Genomic DNA, 17,844 nt, shown 5'->3' with positions numbered 1-17,844 from the left:
CTTCGTCCTCGCCCCGCGCCCCGGACACTTCGCCGCCGTCGTCGGCGGCAGCGGCATCACCCCGGTCCTGTCCATGGCCGCCACCCTGCTCGCCCGGCAGCCCAAGGCCACGTTCTGCCTGGTGCGCAGCGACCGCACCGCCGCCTCCACGATGTTCCTCGACGAGGTCGCCGACCTCAAGGACCGCTACCCCGACCGCTTCCAGCTCGTCACCGTGCTCTCCCGCGAGGAACAGCAGTCCGGACTCCCCTCCGGCAGGCTCGACCAGGAGCGGCTCACCGCCCTGCTGCCCGCGCTGCTCCCCGTCACCGGCATCGACGGCTGGTTCCTCTGCGGCCCCTACGGCCTGATCCAGAACGCCGAACGGGCCCTGCGCGACCTCGGCGTCGACCGCACCCGCGTCCACCAGGAGATCTTCCACGTCGACGACGGCACCGCCCCCGCCCCGCCCGCCCCGGCGGACACCCCCGCGCACGCCCGGCTGACCGCCACCCTGCACGGCCGCTCCGGCGACTGGCCCGTCCAGCGGGGCGAGACGCTCCTGGAGACCGTGCTGCGCGCCCGGGCGGACGCCCCGTACGCCTGCAAGGGCGGCGTGTGCGGCACCTGCCGCGCCTTCCTCGTCTCCGGCGAGGTCCGCATGGACCGCAACTTCGCCCTGGAGCCCGAGGAGACAGAGGCCGGATACGTACTGGCCTGCCAGTCCCACCCGTCGACCCCGGAGGTGGAACTCGACTTCGACCGCTGACCGGCAGACCAGGCCGAGCGGACGGAGCAGACCGAGCGGACCGGGCGCCCCCATTCCCTTCCAGTAGAACCTGTTCTATCTTGACGATCCGTCAGATAGAACAGGGCTGGAAGGGACAGGGCAGTGGACTTCACCTTCACCGAAGAACATCACGCGGCCGTCGAGGCGGCCCGCGCCGTCTTCTCCGACGTCGCACCCGACTCCGTACCCAGCCCCGCCCTCACCCCCGGCGCGGTCGCCGACAGCCACGACCGGCCCCTCTGGGCCCGCCTCGCCACCGCCGACCTCCTCGGCCTCCTCCTCGACCCCGCACACGGCGGCGCCGGACTCGACGCCATCGCCCTCTGCCTGGTCCTCCGCGAATCAGCCCGCGTCCTCGCCCGCGTCCCCCTGCTCGAAACCACCGCGGTCGCCCTCACCATCCAGCGGTACGCCCCCGCCGACACCGCCGCCGCACTGCTCCCCCAGGTCACCCGCGGCGCACTCGTCCTCACCGCCGCCGCCCACGGCGACACCGGCCACGACCCGGCCCCCCTCGCCGTCACCGCACACCACGACGCCACCGGCTGGACCCTCGACGGCCGCACCGGCAACGTCCCCTGGGCCCACCACGCGGACCGCATCGCCGTCCCCGCGCACACCCCCGACGGCCGCACCGTCCTCGCCCTGATCCCCCGCACCCACCAGGGCCTCGGCCTCACCGACCAGTACGGCACCCACGGCGAACTCCTCGCCGACCTCCACCTGAACGCCGTCCGCCTCGGCCCCGCCGACGTCATCGACACCGAAGGCGCCTGGGAACACCTCCGCGACCACCTCGCCACCGGAACCTGCGCCCTCGCCCTCGGCCTCGGCGAACAGGTCCTCACCATGACCAGCCAGTACACCGGCAAGAGGGAACAGTTCGGCCACCCCGTGGCCACCTTCCAGGCCGTCGCCGTCCAGGCCGCCGACCGCTACATCGACCTGCGCGCCATGGAGGCCACCCTCTGGCAGGCCGCCTGGCGCCTCACCACCGACGCCGGCGGACCGCTCCCCGCCGGAGGGGACATCGCCGTCGCCAAGATCTGGGCCTCGGAAGGCGTACGCCGCGTCGTCCAGACCGCCCAGCACCTCCACGGCGGCTTCGGCGCCGACACCGACTACCCCCTGCACCGCTTCCACGCCTGGGCCAAACACCTCGAACTCGCCCTCGGCCCCGCGGCGGCCCACGAAGAGGAACTGGGCGACCTCATCGCCGCCCACCCCCTCGCCTGACCTACAGCACGTACGCGGGGCTCCCGCCGTCCGCGACCATCGGGCGCCCCGCACCCTCCCAGGCCAGCATCCCGCCGTCCACGTTCACCGCGTCGATGCCCTGCTGCACCAGATACTGCGTGACCTGCGCCGAACGGCCACCCACCCGGCACATCACGAACGCCCGCCGCCCCTCGGCCACGGCCTCCGTCACCTCACCGAAGCGCGCCACGAAACCGCTCATCGGCACGTGCAGCGCACCTTCGACATGACCGGCCGCCCACTCGTCGTCCTCACGGACGTCCAGCACCAGGGCATCGGCCGGCACGGAGGCGGCGTCCACCGACGGCAGCGGGGCGAAATTCATGGAACAGACCTTCCTTCTCACACAGCGAGGGCACCCGACGGAAGCGGACGCCGAACCATCGAAACCTACTGCACCGGCCCCGCCAGCACGGCGAGCTCCGCCTCACGCTCCGACACCTGCGCCAGCAGCTGCTCGGCGATCTCCTCCAGCAGCCGTTCCGGATCGTCCGGGGCCATCCGCAGCATCGCCCCGATCGCGCTGTCCTCCAGCTCCCGGGCGGCCGACGACAGCATCTCCTTGCGGTCCGCCAGCCACTCCAGCCGCGCGTACAGCTCCTCGCTCTCGCTGAGCCGCTGCTCCGCCACCGGCCCCGCCGCCCACTCCTCGGACAGCTCGCGCAGCAGCGCCTCGTCCCCGCGGGCGTAGGCGGCGTTCACCCGCGTGATGAACTCCTCGCGCCGCCGCCGCTCGCCCTCCTCCCGGGCCAGGTCCGGGTGCGCCTGCCGCGCCAGCTCCCGGTACAGCCTGCGCACCTCGTCGGACGGCCGCACCCGCTTCGGCGGCTGCACCGGCCGGTCCGTCAGCATCGCCGCGGCCTCCGCCGAGAGCCCGTCGGAGTCCACCCAGTCGTGGAACAGCTCCTCGACACCCGGCATCGGCATGACCGCGGCCCGCGCCTCCCGCGCCAGCCGCAGATCCTCCGGATCACCGCTCCGCGCCGCCCGTGCCTCCGCGATCCGCGCGTCCAGCTCGTCGAGCCGCGCGTACATCGGACCGAGCCGCTGATGGTGCAGCCGGGAGAAGTTCTCCACCTCCACGCGGAAGGTCTCGACGGCGATCTCGAACTCGATCAACGCCTGCTCGGCCACCCGAACAGCCCGCTCCAACCGAGCCTCAGGCCGCTCACCCTCGGACCCGCCACCCACGCCCTGGTCCACGCTCACGTCCACGCCCGTCCACGTCCTCGTTCCGGCTCGTCCCACCAAGCCTACGGTCCTTCCGGGAGGGGGGGCTCCCCCTCCCTCCCCCTCCCCCCACCCCGCCCTTTCAGCCCCCGCCCCACCCCACCCATCCACACACCCACCAGCCTCACGCCATCCCCCCCCCGCCCCCCACCAAGGGCAGGACGTCAGACCCCCAGCTCCGCCGCTATGCGACCGGTGCGGATCGCCGACAGCAGGTCCTCGTGGTCCGCGGTGGTGCGGTCCGCGTAGGCGACGGCGAAGGCCGCGACGGCCTCGTCGAGCTCTTCGTTCTTGCCGCAGTAGCCGGCGATCAGCCGCGGGTCCGCGCTGTGGGCGTGGGCCCGGGCGAGCAGGGCGCCGGTCATGCGCCCGTAGTCGTCGACCTGCTCGGCGGTCAGCGCGCCCGGGTCCACGCTGCCCTTGCGGTTGCGGAACTGGCGCACCTGGTACGGCCGCCCCTCCACGGTCGTCCAGCCGAGCAGGATGTCGCTCACGACCTGCATCCGCTTCTGCCCCAGCACCACCCGCCGGCCTTCGTGGGCCTCCTCCGGGACGGTGAAGCCGGCCGCCGGAAGGTACGGCAGCAGCGCCGAGGGGCGGGCCTCCTTGACCTGGAGGACCAGCGGCTCGCCCCGGTGGTCGAGGAGCAACACCACGTAGGACCGGGTGCCGACGCTGCCGGTGCCGACCACGCGGAAGGCCACGTCATGGACCGCGTACCGCGCGAGGAGCGGCAGCCGGTCCTCGGAGACGGTCTCCACGTACTCGCCGAGGGCCGCGGCCACCGCCGCCGCTTCCCGGTCCGGGACCCGGCGCAGCACGGGCGGCGCGTCGACGAAGCGTCTGCCGCCGCCCTCCTCGTCGGGGACGGCCTCTGTGGAGCGGGCGGCGAACCGGGCGCTGGTGTTGTTGCGGGCCTTCGCCGAGACCCGTTCCAGGGTGCCTATGAGGTCGCGGGCGTCGGTGTGGGAGACGAGCTCTTCGTCCGCTATGGCGTTCCAGGCGTCGAGCGCGGGGAGCCGGGCCAGCAGCCGCATGGTGCGGCGGTAGGCGCCGACGGTGTCGAAGGCGGCGGACCGGCACATCTCCTCGTCGGCGCCGACCTCTCGTCCGGCGAGCACGAGAGAGGTGGCGAGCCGCTTGAGATCCCATTCCCAGGGGCCCACGACGGTCTCGTCGAAGTCGTTGAGGTCGATGACGAGGCGCCCTCGGGCGTCCCCGTAGAGCCCGAAGTTGGCGGCGTGGGCGTCCCCGCAGAGCTGGGCGGCTATGCCGGTGACGGGGGAGCCGACGAGGTCGTGGGCCATGAGCCCGGCGGAGCCGCGCAGGAAGGCGAAGGGGCTGGCAGCCATCCTGCCCACCCGTATCGGCGCGAGCGCCGCGACCCGCCCTCGGCTGGACTCCTCGACGGCGGCGACGGCGTCGGGGCGTCCGGCGGCGAGGACGAGCGTGCTGTGCGAGGCCCGGGGGACGCCGGTCCGCAGCTCCTTGCCGCGCTCCTTGGCGGAGGTGGCGGCGGCGTCGGAGGCGGCTCGGTCGGTCCCGGCTTCGGGGCGTCGGGCGAATCCGGGCACGTGCGGGATGCGCCCCGCGCCGTGCGTCGTCGTGTGCGCGCGCTGCCCCGGAACCGCTGTCCTGATCTCGTCCATAGGACGGCCTCCCCCGACTCTCACCTGTCTGTTGCCAACATCAACTTCGTTGACTGGCACGACGGTACAGCCGGGGTCACCAGCCCGTCTTCCCCTGTGGATAACACCCTGTGGACAACTCTTCGGTCTCACGACCGGACGCCACCACTGCAACGTTCCAGCCGCGCCCGCCCCCGGTCCCGCCCCCGTCCCGCCCCGGCCACGGCCCGTTCAGACCCGTTCAGACCGCTACGACCTCCTCCGCTTCTTCCTCCATTTCCCGCTCCGGCTCCGGCGCGCGCTCCCGCCCGCCGAGAGCCCGACCGGCACCCGCCGACATCGCGCGCCGCGCCTCGGTCCGGGCGGCGAGAGCCGTGAGGAGGACGCCGGCGAGGAACCAGAGGGCGAGGACGAGGATGTCGCGGCCGAGGCCCTGGCCGTCGAGGTAGACGTGGCCGCGGACGCCCTCGACGAAGCCGGCACCGTTCCAGAACGAGTGCAGGGCGCCGAAGAGACCGGGCTGGAGCTCGGGGCGGTAGATGCCGCCGGAGCTGGTGAAGTTGAGCATCACGAACAGGACCATCACGCCGAGCGTGGTCCAGCGCTTGAGGTACGTGTGCAGGCCGATGCCGATCAGGAGGATGCCCGCGCAGTACAGCCAGCCCAGCGCCCACACTCCGGCGAGCCCCTGGTCGACGAGGTGGAAGAGCGGACCGGCGAAGAGCGCGCCGATGAGGCTGACGACGAGGGAGGTCGCGGCGGCGAGCAGGGCCCGGATCCGCATGGGCAGGACGGCTCCGGCGCCGCCGATGACGGCGACGGAGGCGTACGAGCCGATGCTGAGGGCGACGAGCAGGAAGAAGACGCCCTGTCCGGTGGGGTCGCCGGAGGAGACGGGTACGACGTCGGTGACCTTCAGGGGTGCGCCCTGGGCGGCGGCGACCTTGGTGAAGACCTTCTCGACGGCCATGGCGCTGGTGTCGGAGGAGGCGGAGGCGACGAGGAGTTCGGGGCCGGCGGTCGGGGAGCCGGGGTGTCCGTCGCCGGGGAGGTAGGCGCCGAAGCTGGACCGGTCGCGGAGGTGGGCGGTGGCGGTGGCGCGGTCGGGGACGGTGCGGACGTCGAGGGCGCCGGCGCCCTTGTCGTGGAGGGTCTGGGCGAGGACCTGGGCGCGCGGTCCGGAGCCGACGATGTCGACACGGAGGTCATGGGGTGCGGGGGCGTGGAAGGCGCCCAGGTAGGCGAGGCCCATGCCGAGGCACATCAGCAGGGGGGTGAGCAGATGCCCGAGGACGTGGCGCAACGCCCCCTTGGTGGTCGGTCCTGCGGACACCGGAACCTCCATGGTTGGCTTTTACAACTAAATAACCGTTGTACTATACAACTGAAGGACGGGCCGGGCCACGGGGGTCCGCGGCGACAAGGAACACACCATGAGCGACGGCGCGCGGGACACCTCCCTCGACACCATCGAGCGGGAACTGACCGCCTTCGCCCGCCGGGCGCGGGCCGCGGCGGCCCGGCTCCATCCGGAGCTGCCGCTGGTCTCGTACACGCTCCTCGCCCACATCGACGACCAGCAGGGCTGCCGGGCCACGGACCTCGCCACCCACTACCTGCTGGACAAGTCGACGGTCAGCCGCCAGGTCGGCACCCTGGAGAAGCTGGGACTGGTCGAGCGGCGGCCCGACCCGGACGACCACCGGGTCCAGGTGCTCCACCCCACCGAGCGGGGCACCCGCCTCCTCGCCTCCACCCAGGCCAGCCGCCAGGCGGCCTACGACGAGCGCCTCAAGGACTGGTCGGCCGAAGACCTCTCCCGCTTCGCCGCCTACCTCCTCCGCTACAACGCGGCGGGCGAACACCGTGCGAACGGGTAGGAACCAACGCGTGCTTGAGTACGTCAAGTCAGCGTCGCCCACCCGCCTCAGGAGCGTCGAGCCGTCCCGTGTCCGGGCGCGCTCAGGCCACGCGTGACCTGCGGGCCGGAAGCAGCTTCCTGAGGCGCCGCTCGGCCGGCTTCTCCACACATTCGTGCAACAGCGCCGCGACCACCAGAGCCGCCACCGCCGCCACGGCCATGTGAAGGAGATTCCTGCCCAGACCCGTGACAGGGCCGTATCCGAGGTGGGCGACGACCTTGAGGACCACGACGTGACACAGGTAATACGCGAAAGACCATTCCCCGAGTTTCACAAGCACCCGGGAGCGCAGAATCGAGCGTTCGCCGCGGACGTCGCGCAACGCGGCGGTGACTATGAGGAGGGTGAAGGCCGGCATGAGGACGGCGTCGAAGAAACCGAACGTTCCCTTGTAGCCGGGCACGGCATCCGGGTTCCGTATCCAAAGCCAGCACAGCAGGACCACGCCGACGGTGAAAGCGGATGCCACACCGGTGCCGAACGGCGGACGCCAGCCCCGCCGGACGAGAAGGCCCGCGCAGACGCCGAGAATGAACATCGGGATCAGCGCCAACGGAGAGGCGACGAAAAGACGTTCCGTCTCGTCGGTCTTGTCGACCCACACGGTGGCGATTCGGGTGCCGGCCGTGGCCACCACGCACAGCGCCGCGATCACGGCCAGCAGGGCGGATGAGCGGCGCAGCAGCAGCCGGAGAACCAGCGGAAACGCGAGATAGAAGAACGCTTCGACGGACAGCGTCCACGTGACGATGTTCATCGTCATGAAGTGCTCGGTGGACCATGCCTGGGCGAGGGCCAGCGTCCAGACGATGTCCGTCTTGGACACGGGATCGTGCCACCACCATGCCATCAGCGCCACGGTCCCGGCCGTCGTGACGGCGAGCAGCGGCCAGATGCGGGCGAAACGACGCCAGTAGTAATTGATGGCCGTATCCGAGGGGCGAGCCACCCAGGCCATCACGAATCCGGACAGAATGAAGAAGAAGGGGACGCCTTCGTAGCCTATGGCGGTGATCTCGTGAGCGATCGTCGACTCTTTGAGATAGCCGCGGGCGTGGAACAGGAATACGCCGAATGCGGCGAACCACCGCAGTCCGGTGAGTGAGTCCACACGCGTGCCGCCGAACGGCATTTCCCAGGGCGTCTCGCGCGACCAACGGCCGGACGGGATCGACACTCCACGCCGGCCCCGTTGTCTGGGTATGCCGGCGTTCTTCGTGGTCGCGGAAATGGCCCCTACCCCTTGAACATCCTGACGGTCGGCGTTAGGACGATCGGCCACTCCGGCAGGGGGAGCGCCACGTGAGCCCACCGTATGATCTGAGGACTGATAATTTTGTCCGCCTTGGAAGGTAGCACGCCCGTACGAGGGCCGTGCGCCTCGCCAGGGGCCCTCGACATCTGACGGCGTGGGGCATCAGCGCCCGATCCGCGACGGCGGGCACCGCCTGTGTGGCGGTCAGATCAGAGAGGCGACTCGCTCCGGCAGAGCGGCATTCGTCGGCATATGGGGGCGAGCCGCTCCGGCTTCGCGTCGCCGGCTGAGTCAGAGGCCCGCGTCCCGGGCCAGCAGGGCCGCCTGCACGCGGTTCTCGCAGCCCAGTTTGGCGAGGATGCGGCTCACGTACGTCTTCACCGTCGCCTCGCTCATGTGCAGCCGCCGGCCCGCGTCCGCGTTGGACAGGCCCTCGCCCAGCAGGGCCAGCACCTCGCGCTCCCGTTCGCTGAGCGCCGTGAGGCGGGTCCGGGCCTGCTCCGCGCGTGCCACCTCCCGCCCGGACGCCAGCTGTTCGACCACGTGCCGGGTCGCGGCCGGGGAGAGATACGCGTCACCCGCCGCGGCGGCCCGGACGGCGCGGATGAGCTCGGCCGGCGCGGTGTCCTTGAGCAGGAAACCGGCGCCGCCGTGCTCCAGGGCCCGCAGGACGTTGTCCCGCTCGCCGAACGTCGTCAGCACGATGACCCGGGTCGACGGCGCCGCCCTGCGCAGCTCCGGCAGGGCGGAGAGCCCGTCGAGGACCGGCATCTGGATGTCGAGCAGCAGAACGTCGGCGGCGTGCGCCCGGGCCAGGTCGACCGCCTCCCGGCCGTTCGCCGCCTCGGCGACCACCTCGATCTCCGGGTCCGAGGTGAGGATCATCCTGATCCCTGCCCTGATCAGGGGTTCGTCATCGGCGATCACGACCCTGATCTGCTGGCGCCCTGCCACAGCCACTCCCCAACGGCTCGGCCGCCGACTCCCGCGTCGGCGCCGCGCCGGTCCCGTCTAGCGCACGACCTCGTACGACTTCTTCTCGATCAGCTTGCCGTCCTTGAAGCAGAACCGGAAAACGGGCTCGCTGTCCATGTTCTCCCCGGTCTCCGAGCTCATCAGCACCAGGCACGAGGAACCCTCCGGCTCCTTGGGGCCCTTGCCGTGCAGGCCGGTGGTGGCGATGGTGTCACCCGAAGGAAGCTTCTCGCGGACCTCTTCCTCGCTCTGCCCGACCTTGACGGCGTCGTACGCGCCCGGCCCGATCATCCCGTCCCGCATCGAGCCCATCAGGAAGTAGATACCGAAGCCGCCCGCCACCAGCAGCAGTATCAGCGAGGCGAAGGCGATCCCGCACCCGATCGCTATCCCGCCGCCCGTGCTCCTGCCCCTGCCCGCGCGCATCGCCATCGCCCACTCCCGTTCGGTCACCGTCCAGTCGGGCTTTCCGACCACGGCCCGCCCACCGTCCCGCGGGCGGAGCCTTCGTGACTGCTGCCGGAAGTCGTCGGCCGCATCGACGAAAGGATCGACGGGAACGCCGCCCGGCGGGGCTCCGTGGGGCACCCCGGGCCCCCCGTGCGGTCCTCCGTGCGCCACGGCGCCCAGGTGGAGGCTTGCCGTCACCGGGTCCGGCTCGACGTACGGGGTGGCCTCGACCGCCCCGTAGGGCAGGACGCCCGCGACACGGAAGCCGCCGCCGTCCGCCGGGCCCGCGTGGACGATGCCGCCGACCAGCCGGGCCCGCTCGTGCAGCCCGGTGAGGCCCTGTCCGCCGCTGACGACGCCGGTCGGCTCGGCCGTCGCCCGCTCGTTGAGGACCTCGACGACGAACGCGTCCGGCTCGTAGCGCACTTCGACGCAGATGGCGGCCCCCGGCGCGTACTTGTACGCGTTCGTCAGGCCCTCCTGGACGATCCTGTACGCGGCGTGGTCGACGGCCGGCGCCAGCGGCCGGGTCTCGCCGTGCCGGGCCAGCTCGATCGCGGTCCCGGCCGAACGGGCCGCGGCCACCAGCCCCTCGATGCCCGCGGTGCCTCGCGCCGCACGGCCCGTCTCGTCGCCGGGCCGCGTCACCGCGACGCCCCCGCCCTCATCGGGCGCCTCCACCCCGTCCCTCAGGATGCCGACGACCTCGCGCAGCTCGTGCATGGCGTCCACCGACGCGTTCCGCAGCACGCCGACGACTTCGCGCTGACGGTCGGTCAGGTTCGGGTCGACCTCCAGGGCCCCCGTGTGCACCGATATCAGGGCGAGTTGGTGGCCCAGGCTGTCGTGCATGTCCTGCGCGATGCGCTGCCGCTCGCGCAGCCGCGCCTGCCCGGCGATCATCGCCCGCTCCCTGATCAACTGCGCGTTGCGCTGCTGCAGGGCGTGCAGCAGGGTCTGCCGCTGGGTCCAGTAGCGGTGGGCGAGACCGGGGGCGAGCGTGGTCGCGAGGAAGTACAGCGTGGTGATGAAGGAGAGCGTGAGAATGAAGCGCTCGTCCCACTCCGCGACGAGCGTGCTCGCCAGGTTCAGCACGTACGCCGTGGTGAACGCGGCCAGGGCCCGCCCCGCGCCCGCGATGTAGCGGCCCGCGGACCAGCCCATGAGGATCAGCAGCGCGAGGAATCCGGGCACGAAGGGCGCGAGGAGCGAGGTGACGACGAGCACGGTCGCGGGCAGCCTGCGGCGCAGCAGCGACAACGCGGCGGAGCCCAGGGCGACTCCGGCCGGCCCCCAGCCCTCGCCGGACTGGAGCACGTCCTGGGTGCCGGCGGCCAGCAGGCCCATGACGAGGGCGAGGATCACTTCGCCGGCGGTCCTGCGGCGCGACCAGTGGCCGGGCACCACGAACCACCGCCAGGCGGCGCCGGCCCACGTCCTGATCTTCGGAGGAGCTTCCACGCCCGCACGATAGGCGGCCCGCTCGTCCGCCCGCCGTCCTCTTTCGTCGCGCCCCACACCGACGAACGTCGCTGCCCGCGTGACCCGAGCCCCGAATCCGTAACGGACCCGGCCCCGGACCCGTACCGACCGCCCGCAACCCCGCCCGACCCGCCCCCGCCCGACGAGACCCGACCAGACCCGACCCGACCCCGTACACAACACGCAGAAGCCCCGTAGGTCTTTCGACCTACGGGGCTTCCGTCTGGTGCGCGAGGGGGGAGTTGAACCCCCACGCCCTTTCGGGCACTGGAACCTGAATCCAGCGCGTCTGCCTATTCCGCCACCCGCGCATTGGGTGGTCTCCGAGCTTCTTGGCTTTTCGGCCCGTCTGCCTGGCGACATCTGAAGATTAGCACGTCGGAGGCGGCGGATTCACATCCGTTGTTTCGGGCCCGACTGGGATGACGAGGAGAGGGGAGGAGACGGGAGAAGACAGAGGGAGCCGGAAGGAGACAGAGGGAGCCGGGAGGAGAGAGGACAGGCGGAGAGGACGGGGGTCGTGAGGGACGAGTGACGCACGGGGCCCTCCTGCTCCGGCGCCGGGTGCGGGACACTGTCCACAGGGCGCCTCTACGATCCGTGGGGACGGCCCGCCGAAAGGTCCGCGAAGAAGGTCGCCGAGGGTCTGCGGAAGGTCTGTGAGGGGTGACACTCGTCCACAGGGCAGAGAAGGGGAACCAGCCGATTTCCCGACGCGTGGATACGATCAGTAAGCAGTACCAGGACGACAACGACGGAGGAGGTGCCCCATGGGAGTCCTGAAGAGGTTCGAGCAGCGACTCGAAGGTCTGGTCAACGGCACCTTCGCCAAGGTCTTCAAGTCCGAGGTCCAGCCCGTCGAGATCGCCGGCGCGCTCCAGCGCGAGTGCGACAACAACGCGACGATCTGGAACCGCGAGCGGACCGTCGTCCCCAACGACTTCATCGTGGAGCTGAGCGCGCCGGACTACGAGCGCCTCAGCCCCTACTCGGGTCAGCTCGGCGACGAGCTCGCCGGTCTGGTCCGGGACTACGCCAAGCAGCAGCGGTACACCTTCATGGGCCCGATCAAGGTCCATCTGGAGAAGGCCGACGACCTCGACACCGGTCTGTACCGGGTGCGCAGCCGTACGCTCGCGTCGAGTTCGTCACAGTCGCAGCCGTCCCAGCAGTCGCCGCAGCAGCCCCCGTCGCCGCAGCAGCCGGCCCGCGGTGGCTACGGCTACCCGCAGGCCGGTTCGCCGGCCGGTGCCCCGCCGATGCCCGCGGCCCCGCCGCCGGGTGCCCCCGCGCCGCCCGGACACCGTCCGACGGCTCCGGCCGGGGCCCGTCCCGGTGGCCCGGGGCCCGCCTCGCCGGCGGGCGGCCAGGTGCGCCGCTGGATCGAGATCAACGGCACCCGTCATCAGATTTCCCGCCCGACTCTGGTCCTCGGCCGCAGCACCGACGCGGACGTGAGGATCGACGATCCCGGCGTCTCCCGCCGGCACTGCGAGATCCGGACCGGAACGCCCTCGACGATCCAGGATCTCGGGTCCACCAACGGCATCGTGGTGGACGGGCAGCACACCACCCGCGCTACGCTCCGCGACGGCTCGCGGATCGTCGTGGGCAGCACCACCATCGTTTACCGGCAAGCCGAAGGGTGAAGCGGGGGCAATGTCAGAGCTGACCCTGACGGTCATGCGGTTGGGTTTCCTGGCCGTTCTGTGGCTGTTCGTGATCGTGGCCGTCCAGGTCATCCGCAGTGACCTGTTCGGCACGCGGGTCACCCAGCGCGGCTCGCGCCGCCAGGAGGCGCGCCCGCAGCAGAACGCGCGCCAGGCGGCGCCGCCGCAGCAGCGCGGCCAGCAGGCCGCGCCCACCGGCGGCGGTGGTGGCGGCGGGCGGCAGCGCCGCGGCGCCCCGACCAAACTCGTCGTCTCCGAGGGCACCCTCACCGGCACGACGGTCGCCCTGCAGGGCCAGACCATCACGCTGGGCCGGGCCCACGACTCGACGATCGTGCTGGACGACGACTACGCCTCCAGCCGGCACGCCAGGATCTACCCGGACCGGGACGGCCAGTGGATCGTCGAGGATCTCGGGTCCACGAACGGCACGTATCTCGACCGGACCCGTCTCACCACCGCGACGCCGATTCCGCTGGGCGCGCCGATCCGGATCGGCAAGACCGTCATCGAGCTTCGGAAGTAGTGCTACGTCATGATTGAGCGCGAGCGGAGCGAGCGCCCCGGGACGGTCCCCACGAAGGGCCGCCGCCGGGAGCGCGTGGCAGCCCGGGCAGTGGGCCGGGGCGGGCACGTGCTCCCGACCGGAGGGTGGGCAGTGTGGCGCGAGAGCGACGGCACCCCGATGCGGCACCGACAGGGCAGGTGGGCATGAGTCTGTCTCTGCGGTTCGCCGCGGGCTCGCACAAGGGCATGATCCGCGAGGGGAACGAGGACTCCGGTTACGCGGGTCCGCGGCTGCTCGCGATCGCCGACGGCATGGGCGGTCAGGCCGCCGGTGAGGTCGCCTCGTCCGAGGTGATCTCGACGCTGGTGACGCTGGACGACGACGTCCCCGGTTCGGACATCCTCACCTCGCTCGGCACGGCGGTGCAGCGCGCCAACGACCAGCTCCGGATGATGGTCGAGGAGGACCCGCAGCTGGAGGGCATGGGCACGACGCTCACGGCCCTGCTGTGGACGGGTCAGCGCCTCGGCCTGGTGCACGTGGGCGACTCGCGCGCGTATCTGCTGCGCGACGGGGTGCTGACGCAGATCACGCAGGACCACACCTGGGTGCAGCGGCTCGTCGACGAGGGCCGGATCACCGAGGAGGAGGCGACGACGCATCCGCAGCGTTCGCTGCTGATGCGGGCGCTGGGCAGCGGCGATCACGTCGAGCCCGACCTCTCGATCCGCGAGGTGCGGGCCGGGGACCGGTATCTGGTCTGCTCCGACGGCCTGTCGGGCGTGGTGTCGCACCAGACGCTGGAGGAGACCCTCGCCAGCTACCAGGGCCCGCAGGAGACGGTGCAGGAGCTGATCCAGCTCGCGCTGCGCGGCGGCGGCCCGGACAACATCACGGTGATCGTCGCGGACGTCCTGGACGTCGACGGCGGCGACACCCTCGCCGGTCATCTGAGCGACACCCCCGTGATCGTGGGCGCGGTCGCCGAGAACCAGGCGCAGTTGAACGACGGCGGTGCGATGCACACGCCCGCGGGGCGGGCCTCCGGGCTCGGCCGGCCGGCGCCGCACCAGCAGCCGCCGGCCGGCGGTTTCGGTCCGCCCGGCAGCGGTGACGACCACGGGTACGGGGGGATGCCCCCGCAGGGCTCCTTCGGCGCGTACGGGGACGACGACTTCGTGAAGCCGCGGTCCGCGGGCCGGGTGTGGCTGAAGCGTTCGTTCCTGCTGGTGCTGGCGCTCGCCGTGGTCGGCGGGGCGCTGTACGGCGGGTGGCGCTGGACGCAGACCCAGTACTTCGTGGGCTCGAAGGACGAGCACGTGGCGCTGTACCGGGGCATCAGCCAGGACCTGGCGTGGGTGAAGCTCTCGGAGGTCGAGAAGGACCACCCCGAGATCGAACTCAAGTACCTGCCGGAGTACCAGCGCAAGCAGGTCGAGGACACCATCGCCGGTGGCAGCCTCGACAAGGCGCAGACGAAGATCACCGAGCTCGCGGCGCAGGCGTCGGCCTGCAAGAAGACGGACGAGCGCCGCAAGGCCGCTGCCGCCGCCGCGGACAAGGCGAGCACGCCGCCGCCCGCGGACGGCACCGCCTCGCCGAACGCCAAGCCCACCACAGCCGCACCGTCCCCGGGTCCGACCCTGACCGCGGAGGAGCAGAAGCTGGCCTCGAACTGCGGCAAGCAGTAGGCAGACCCGTAGGGGGCCTTTCACCACCATGAGCGTTGTCACGAATACGACCACGATCGGCGCCATCGAGGCGCCGAGCCGGCGGAACACCGAGCTGGCGCTGCTGGCGTTCGCCGTCGCCATCCCGGTCTTCGCGTATCTGAACGTCGGTCTGGCGATCGACGGCAAGGTGCCGCCGGGGATGCTCGGCTACGGGGCGGGCCTGACCCTCCTCGCGGGTGTCGCGCACCTCGTGGTGCGCAAGTTCGCGCCGTACGCGGACCCTCTGCTGCTGCCGCTGGGCACGCTGCTGAACGGTCTTGGCCTGGTGCTGATCTGGCGCCTCGACCAGTCGCCGCGGCTGATCCAGCGGGCGACGAACGCGTACGGCTCGTTCAGTCCGGACGCGCCGAAGCAGATGCTGTACTCGGCGATCGGCATCGCCATGTTCGTGGGTGTGCTGCTGGTGCTGAAGGACCACCGGGTGCTGCAGCGGTACACGTACATCTCGATGGTGGCGGCACTGGTGCTGCTGCTGCTGCCGCTGGTGCCGGGGCTCGGTTCGGACGTCTTCGGCGCGAAGATCTGGATCAACGTCGCCGGGTTCTCGATCCAGCCGGGTGAGTTCGCGAAGCTGGTCCTGGCCGTGTTCTTCTCCGGCTATCTGATGGTGAAGCGGGACGCGCTGGCGCTGGCGAGCCGCCGGTTCATGGGGCTGTACCTGCCGCGCGGACGTGACCTGGGCCCGATCGTGACGATCTGGGCGGTCAGCCTGCTGATCCTGGTCTTCGAGAACGACCTGGGTACGTCGCTGCTGTTCTTCGGCATGTTCGTGATCATGCTGTACGTGGCGACGGAGCGGACGAGCTGGATCGTCATCGGTCTGCTGATGTCGGCGGGCGGCGCGGTGGTCGTGGGGTCGACGGCGAGCCACGTGCAGTCGCGTGTGGCGGCCTGGCTCGACCCCTTCGGCTGTCTGCAGACGGCGGCCGAGGGCACGAACATGGCGAACGCCTGCGACCAGATGACGCAGGTGCTGATGTCCTTCGGCTCCGGCGGCATCCTCGGCACCGGGCTCGGCCAGGGCAATTCGGACCTGATCGGCTTCGCCGCGAACTCGGACTTCATCTTCGCCACGGTCGGCGAGGAGCTGGGCCTGGCCGGCGTCATGGTCTTCCTGCTGCTGTACGGCCTGATCATCGAGCGGGGTGTGCGGACCGCCCTGGCGGCCCGCGACCCGTTCGGCAAGCTCCTCGCGATGGGCCTGTCCGGCGCGTTCGCGCTGCAGGTCTTCGTGGTCGCCGGCGGTGTGATGGGGCTCATCCCGCTGACCGGTATGACGATGCCGTTCCTCGCGTACGGCGGTTCGTCCGTGATCGCCAACTGGGCGCTGATCGGTGTGCTGATCCGGATCAGCGACACCGCGCGGCGGCCCGCGCCCTCCCCCGCCCCGAACCCCGACGCCGAGATGACGCAGGTGGTCCGTCCGTGAACAAGCCGCTGCGCCGTGTCGCGATCTTCTGCGGCCTGCTGATCTTCGCCCTGCTGGTGCGGGACAACTGGCTCCAGTTCGTCCGCGCGGACGAGCTCAACGCGAACCCGAAGAACAAGCGGGTCCAGATCGAGCGCTACTCCAACGAGCGGGGCAACATCATCGTCGACGGCAAGCCGATCACCGGCTCCGTCGACTCGGGCGACAACTTCTACGCGTTCAAGCGGACGTACATCGACGGCCCGATGTGGGCGCCGGTGACGGGGTACGCCTCGCAGGCGTTCGACGCCAACCAGCTGGAGAAGATCGAGGACGGCATCCTCACCGGCAACGACGACCGGCTGTTCTTCGACAGGACGCTGTCGATGTTCACCGGGCAGAAGAAGAAGGGCGGCGACGTCGTCACCACCCTGAACGGGGCCGCGCAGAAGGCCGCGTTCAACGGGCTCGGCAACAAGACGGGCGCGGTCGTGGCGATCGAGCCGTCGACCGGCAAGATCCTGGCGCTGGCGTCCACTCCCTCGTACGACCCGGGTTCCTTCGCCGGCTACCACGACAAGGACGCCCAGGCGTGGCAGGCGCTGGAGAAGGACAAGAACAAGCCCAAGATGAACCGGGCGCTGCGGGAGATCTACCCGCCCGGCTCCGTCTTCAAGGTCGTCACGGCCGCGGCGGCGCTGGAGAGCGGCAAGGTCACCGACATCAACGCGGCGACGGACACCCCCGAGGGCTGGAAGATCCCGCTGTCGACGGTGCCGATGAAGAACCAGCACGGCGGCTGTGAGAACGCGAGCCTGAACGAGGCGCTGCGGATCTCCTGCAACTCGGTCTTCGCGAAGCTGGGCGACGACGTGGGCCGGGACAAGATGCTGGAGACGGCGGAGAAGTTCGGCTTCAACGCCGAGCAGTTCACGCCGGTGCGTTCGGCGGCGTCGGTGTACGACAAGAACGCCGACCGCGGTGGCAACGCGCTGTCGTCGATCGGCCAGTTCAACACGGCGACGACGCCGCTGCAGATGGCGATGGTGACGGCGGCGATCGCCAACGACGGCAAGCTGATGAAGCCGTACATGGTCGACCAGCTGACGGCGCCGAACCTGGACATCATCAAGAAGACCGAGCCGGAGGAGATGAGCCGGCCGCTGTCGCAGAAGAACGCGCAGCTCATCCAGCAGATGATGGAGAACGTCGTCGAGAAGGGCACCGGTGGCAACGCCGCCGTGGGCATGGACGGCGTGAAGGTCGGCGGCAAGACGGGTACGGCGCAGCACGGCGAGAAGAACGCCAAGCGGCCGTACGCGTGGTTCATCTCGTACGCGAGGACGGCGCAGGGTTCGCCGGTCGCGGTCGCGGTGATCGTCGAGGACTCGCAGGGCACCGACCGCGGTGACATCTCCGGTGGCGGCCTGGCCGCGCCGATCGCCAAGGCCGTGATGAAGGCGGTACTGAAGAGCAAGAGCTGAGCCGGTGGCGGGGTCCGGGGCCGCATACCGGTCGGGTATCAGGTGGCGGCCGACGGACGAAGCGCCGTCCCGC

At 71.1% G+C, this 17,844-nt stretch carries 15 protein-coding genes and 1 tRNA gene; 8 read left to right on the top strand and 8 right to left on the bottom strand.

Annotated features, from left to right (window positions below; genetic code table 11):
• Both AB0C99_RS01615 and AB0C99_RS01610 read left to right on the top strand, forming a co-directional pair.
• A partial coding sequence (locus AB0C99_RS01615; protein ID WP_362468080.1) for a 2Fe-2S iron-sulfur cluster-binding protein occupies nucleotides 1-748 on the top strand: 748 nt, incomplete at its 5' end.
• 123 nt (nucleotides 749-871) lie between these two features.
• Nucleotides 872-2,005 (top strand): acyl-CoA dehydrogenase family protein, encoded by a 1,134-nt coding sequence (locus tag AB0C99_RS01610; RefSeq protein WP_362468078.1) that lies wholly within the window; start codon nucleotides 872-874, stop codon nucleotides 2,003-2,005.
• A 1-nt stretch (nucleotide 2,006) separates the two neighbouring features.
• Here the strand turns inward: AB0C99_RS01610 and AB0C99_RS01605 are convergent, their stop codons facing one another.
• The 4 genes from AB0C99_RS01605 to AB0C99_RS01590 all read right to left on the bottom strand — a co-directional run bounded on the left by AB0C99_RS01605 (nucleotide 2,007) and on the right by AB0C99_RS01590 (nucleotide 6,229).
• Nucleotides 2,007-2,351, bottom strand: coding sequence for a rhodanese-like domain-containing protein (locus AB0C99_RS01605; protein WP_362468076.1), 345 nt, complete (start codon nucleotides 2,349-2,351; stop codon nucleotides 2,007-2,009).
• A gap of 65 nt (nucleotides 2,352-2,416) precedes the next feature.
• Nucleotides 2,417-3,241: a hypothetical protein gene (locus tag AB0C99_RS01600; protein WP_362468074.1), complete on the bottom strand. Its 825-nt coding sequence runs from the start codon at nucleotides 3,239-3,241 to the stop codon at nucleotides 2,417-2,419.
• Nucleotides 3,242-3,420: 179 nt separating this feature from the next.
• Nucleotides 3,421-4,905 (bottom strand): DUF2252 domain-containing protein, encoded by a 1,485-nt coding sequence (locus tag AB0C99_RS01595; protein WP_362468072.1) that lies wholly within the window; start codon nucleotides 4,903-4,905, stop codon nucleotides 3,421-3,423.
• 220 nt (nucleotides 4,906-5,125) lie between these two features.
• Nucleotides 5,126-6,229, bottom strand: coding sequence for a hypothetical protein (locus AB0C99_RS01590; protein ID WP_362468070.1), 1,104 nt, complete (start codon nucleotides 6,227-6,229; stop codon nucleotides 5,126-5,128).
• A gap of 88 nt (nucleotides 6,230-6,317) precedes the next feature.
• On the opposite strand from AB0C99_RS01590, the gene AB0C99_RS01585 reads away from it, so the two are divergent.
• Nucleotides 6,318-6,764, top strand: coding sequence for a MarR family transcriptional regulator (locus AB0C99_RS01585; protein WP_362468068.1), 447 nt, complete (start codon nucleotides 6,318-6,320; stop codon nucleotides 6,762-6,764).
• Nucleotides 6,765-6,846: 82 nt separating this feature from the next.
• Here AB0C99_RS01585 and AB0C99_RS01580 read toward each other — a convergent pair whose 3' ends face one another.
• The 4 genes from AB0C99_RS01580 to AB0C99_RS01565 form a co-directional block, all read right to left on the bottom strand.
• A complete protein-coding gene (locus tag AB0C99_RS01580; RefSeq protein WP_362468067.1) occupies nucleotides 6,847-7,983 on the bottom strand; it encodes an acyltransferase in 1,137 nt (378 codons plus the stop codon).
• Between the two features lie 369 nt (nucleotides 7,984-8,352).
• On the bottom strand, nucleotides 8,353-9,015 hold the full coding sequence (locus tag AB0C99_RS01575; protein ID WP_362468065.1) for a response regulator transcription factor: 663 nt from the start codon (nucleotides 9,013-9,015) through the stop codon (nucleotides 8,353-8,355).
• A gap of 57 nt (nucleotides 9,016-9,072) precedes the next feature.
• On the bottom strand, nucleotides 9,073-10,833 hold the full coding sequence (locus tag AB0C99_RS01570) for a histidine kinase (protein ID WP_362468113.1): 1,761 nt from the start codon (nucleotides 10,831-10,833) through the stop codon (nucleotides 9,073-9,075).
• Nucleotides 10,834-11,192: 359 nt separating this feature from the next.
• Nucleotides 11,193-11,279 (bottom strand) — tRNA-Leu (locus tag AB0C99_RS01565).
• Between the two features lie 459 nt (nucleotides 11,280-11,738).
• On the opposite strand from AB0C99_RS01565, the gene AB0C99_RS01560 reads away from it, so the two are divergent.
• The 5 genes from AB0C99_RS01560 (at nucleotide 11,739) to AB0C99_RS01540 (ending at nucleotide 17,771) form a co-directional block, all read left to right on the top strand.
• Nucleotides 11,739-12,617 (top strand): DUF3662 and FHA domain-containing protein, encoded by an 879-nt coding sequence (locus tag AB0C99_RS01560; RefSeq protein ID WP_362468063.1) that lies wholly within the window; start codon nucleotides 11,739-11,741, stop codon nucleotides 12,615-12,617.
• Between the two features lie 10 nt (nucleotides 12,618-12,627).
• Entirely contained in the window at nucleotides 12,628-13,164 is a 537-nt protein-coding gene (locus tag AB0C99_RS01555; RefSeq protein WP_362468061.1) for an FHA domain-containing protein, read from the top strand.
• A gap of 185 nt (nucleotides 13,165-13,349) precedes the next feature.
• Nucleotides 13,350-14,837, top strand: coding sequence for a Stp1/IreP family PP2C-type Ser/Thr phosphatase (locus tag AB0C99_RS01550; RefSeq protein ID WP_362468059.1), 1,488 nt, complete (start codon nucleotides 13,350-13,352; stop codon nucleotides 14,835-14,837).
• A 28-nt stretch (nucleotides 14,838-14,865) separates the two neighbouring features.
• Nucleotides 14,866-16,308 carry an FtsW/RodA/SpoVE family cell cycle protein gene (locus AB0C99_RS01545; protein WP_362468057.1) on the top strand — a complete coding sequence of 481 codons (1,443 nt, stop codon included), beginning with the start codon at nucleotides 14,866-14,868 and terminating at the stop codon, nucleotides 16,306-16,308.
• Complete coding sequence (locus AB0C99_RS01540) at nucleotides 16,305-17,771, top strand: penicillin-binding transpeptidase domain-containing protein (RefSeq protein WP_362468055.1); 1,467 nt, start codon at nucleotides 16,305-16,307, stop codon at nucleotides 17,769-17,771. Before AB0C99_RS01545 ends, AB0C99_RS01540 begins: the two co-directional genes overlap by 4 nt.
• Nucleotides 17,772-17,844: the final 73 nt, after the last annotated feature.

The sequence above is a fragment of the Streptomyces sp. NPDC048659 genome (assembly GCF_040650575.1).
Taxonomy (GTDB): Bacteria; Actinomycetota; Actinomycetes; order Streptomycetales; family Streptomycetaceae; genus Streptomyces.
Note: the sequence above shows the minus strand (reverse complement) of the source record. Positions and strands in the feature narration are given on the sequence as shown.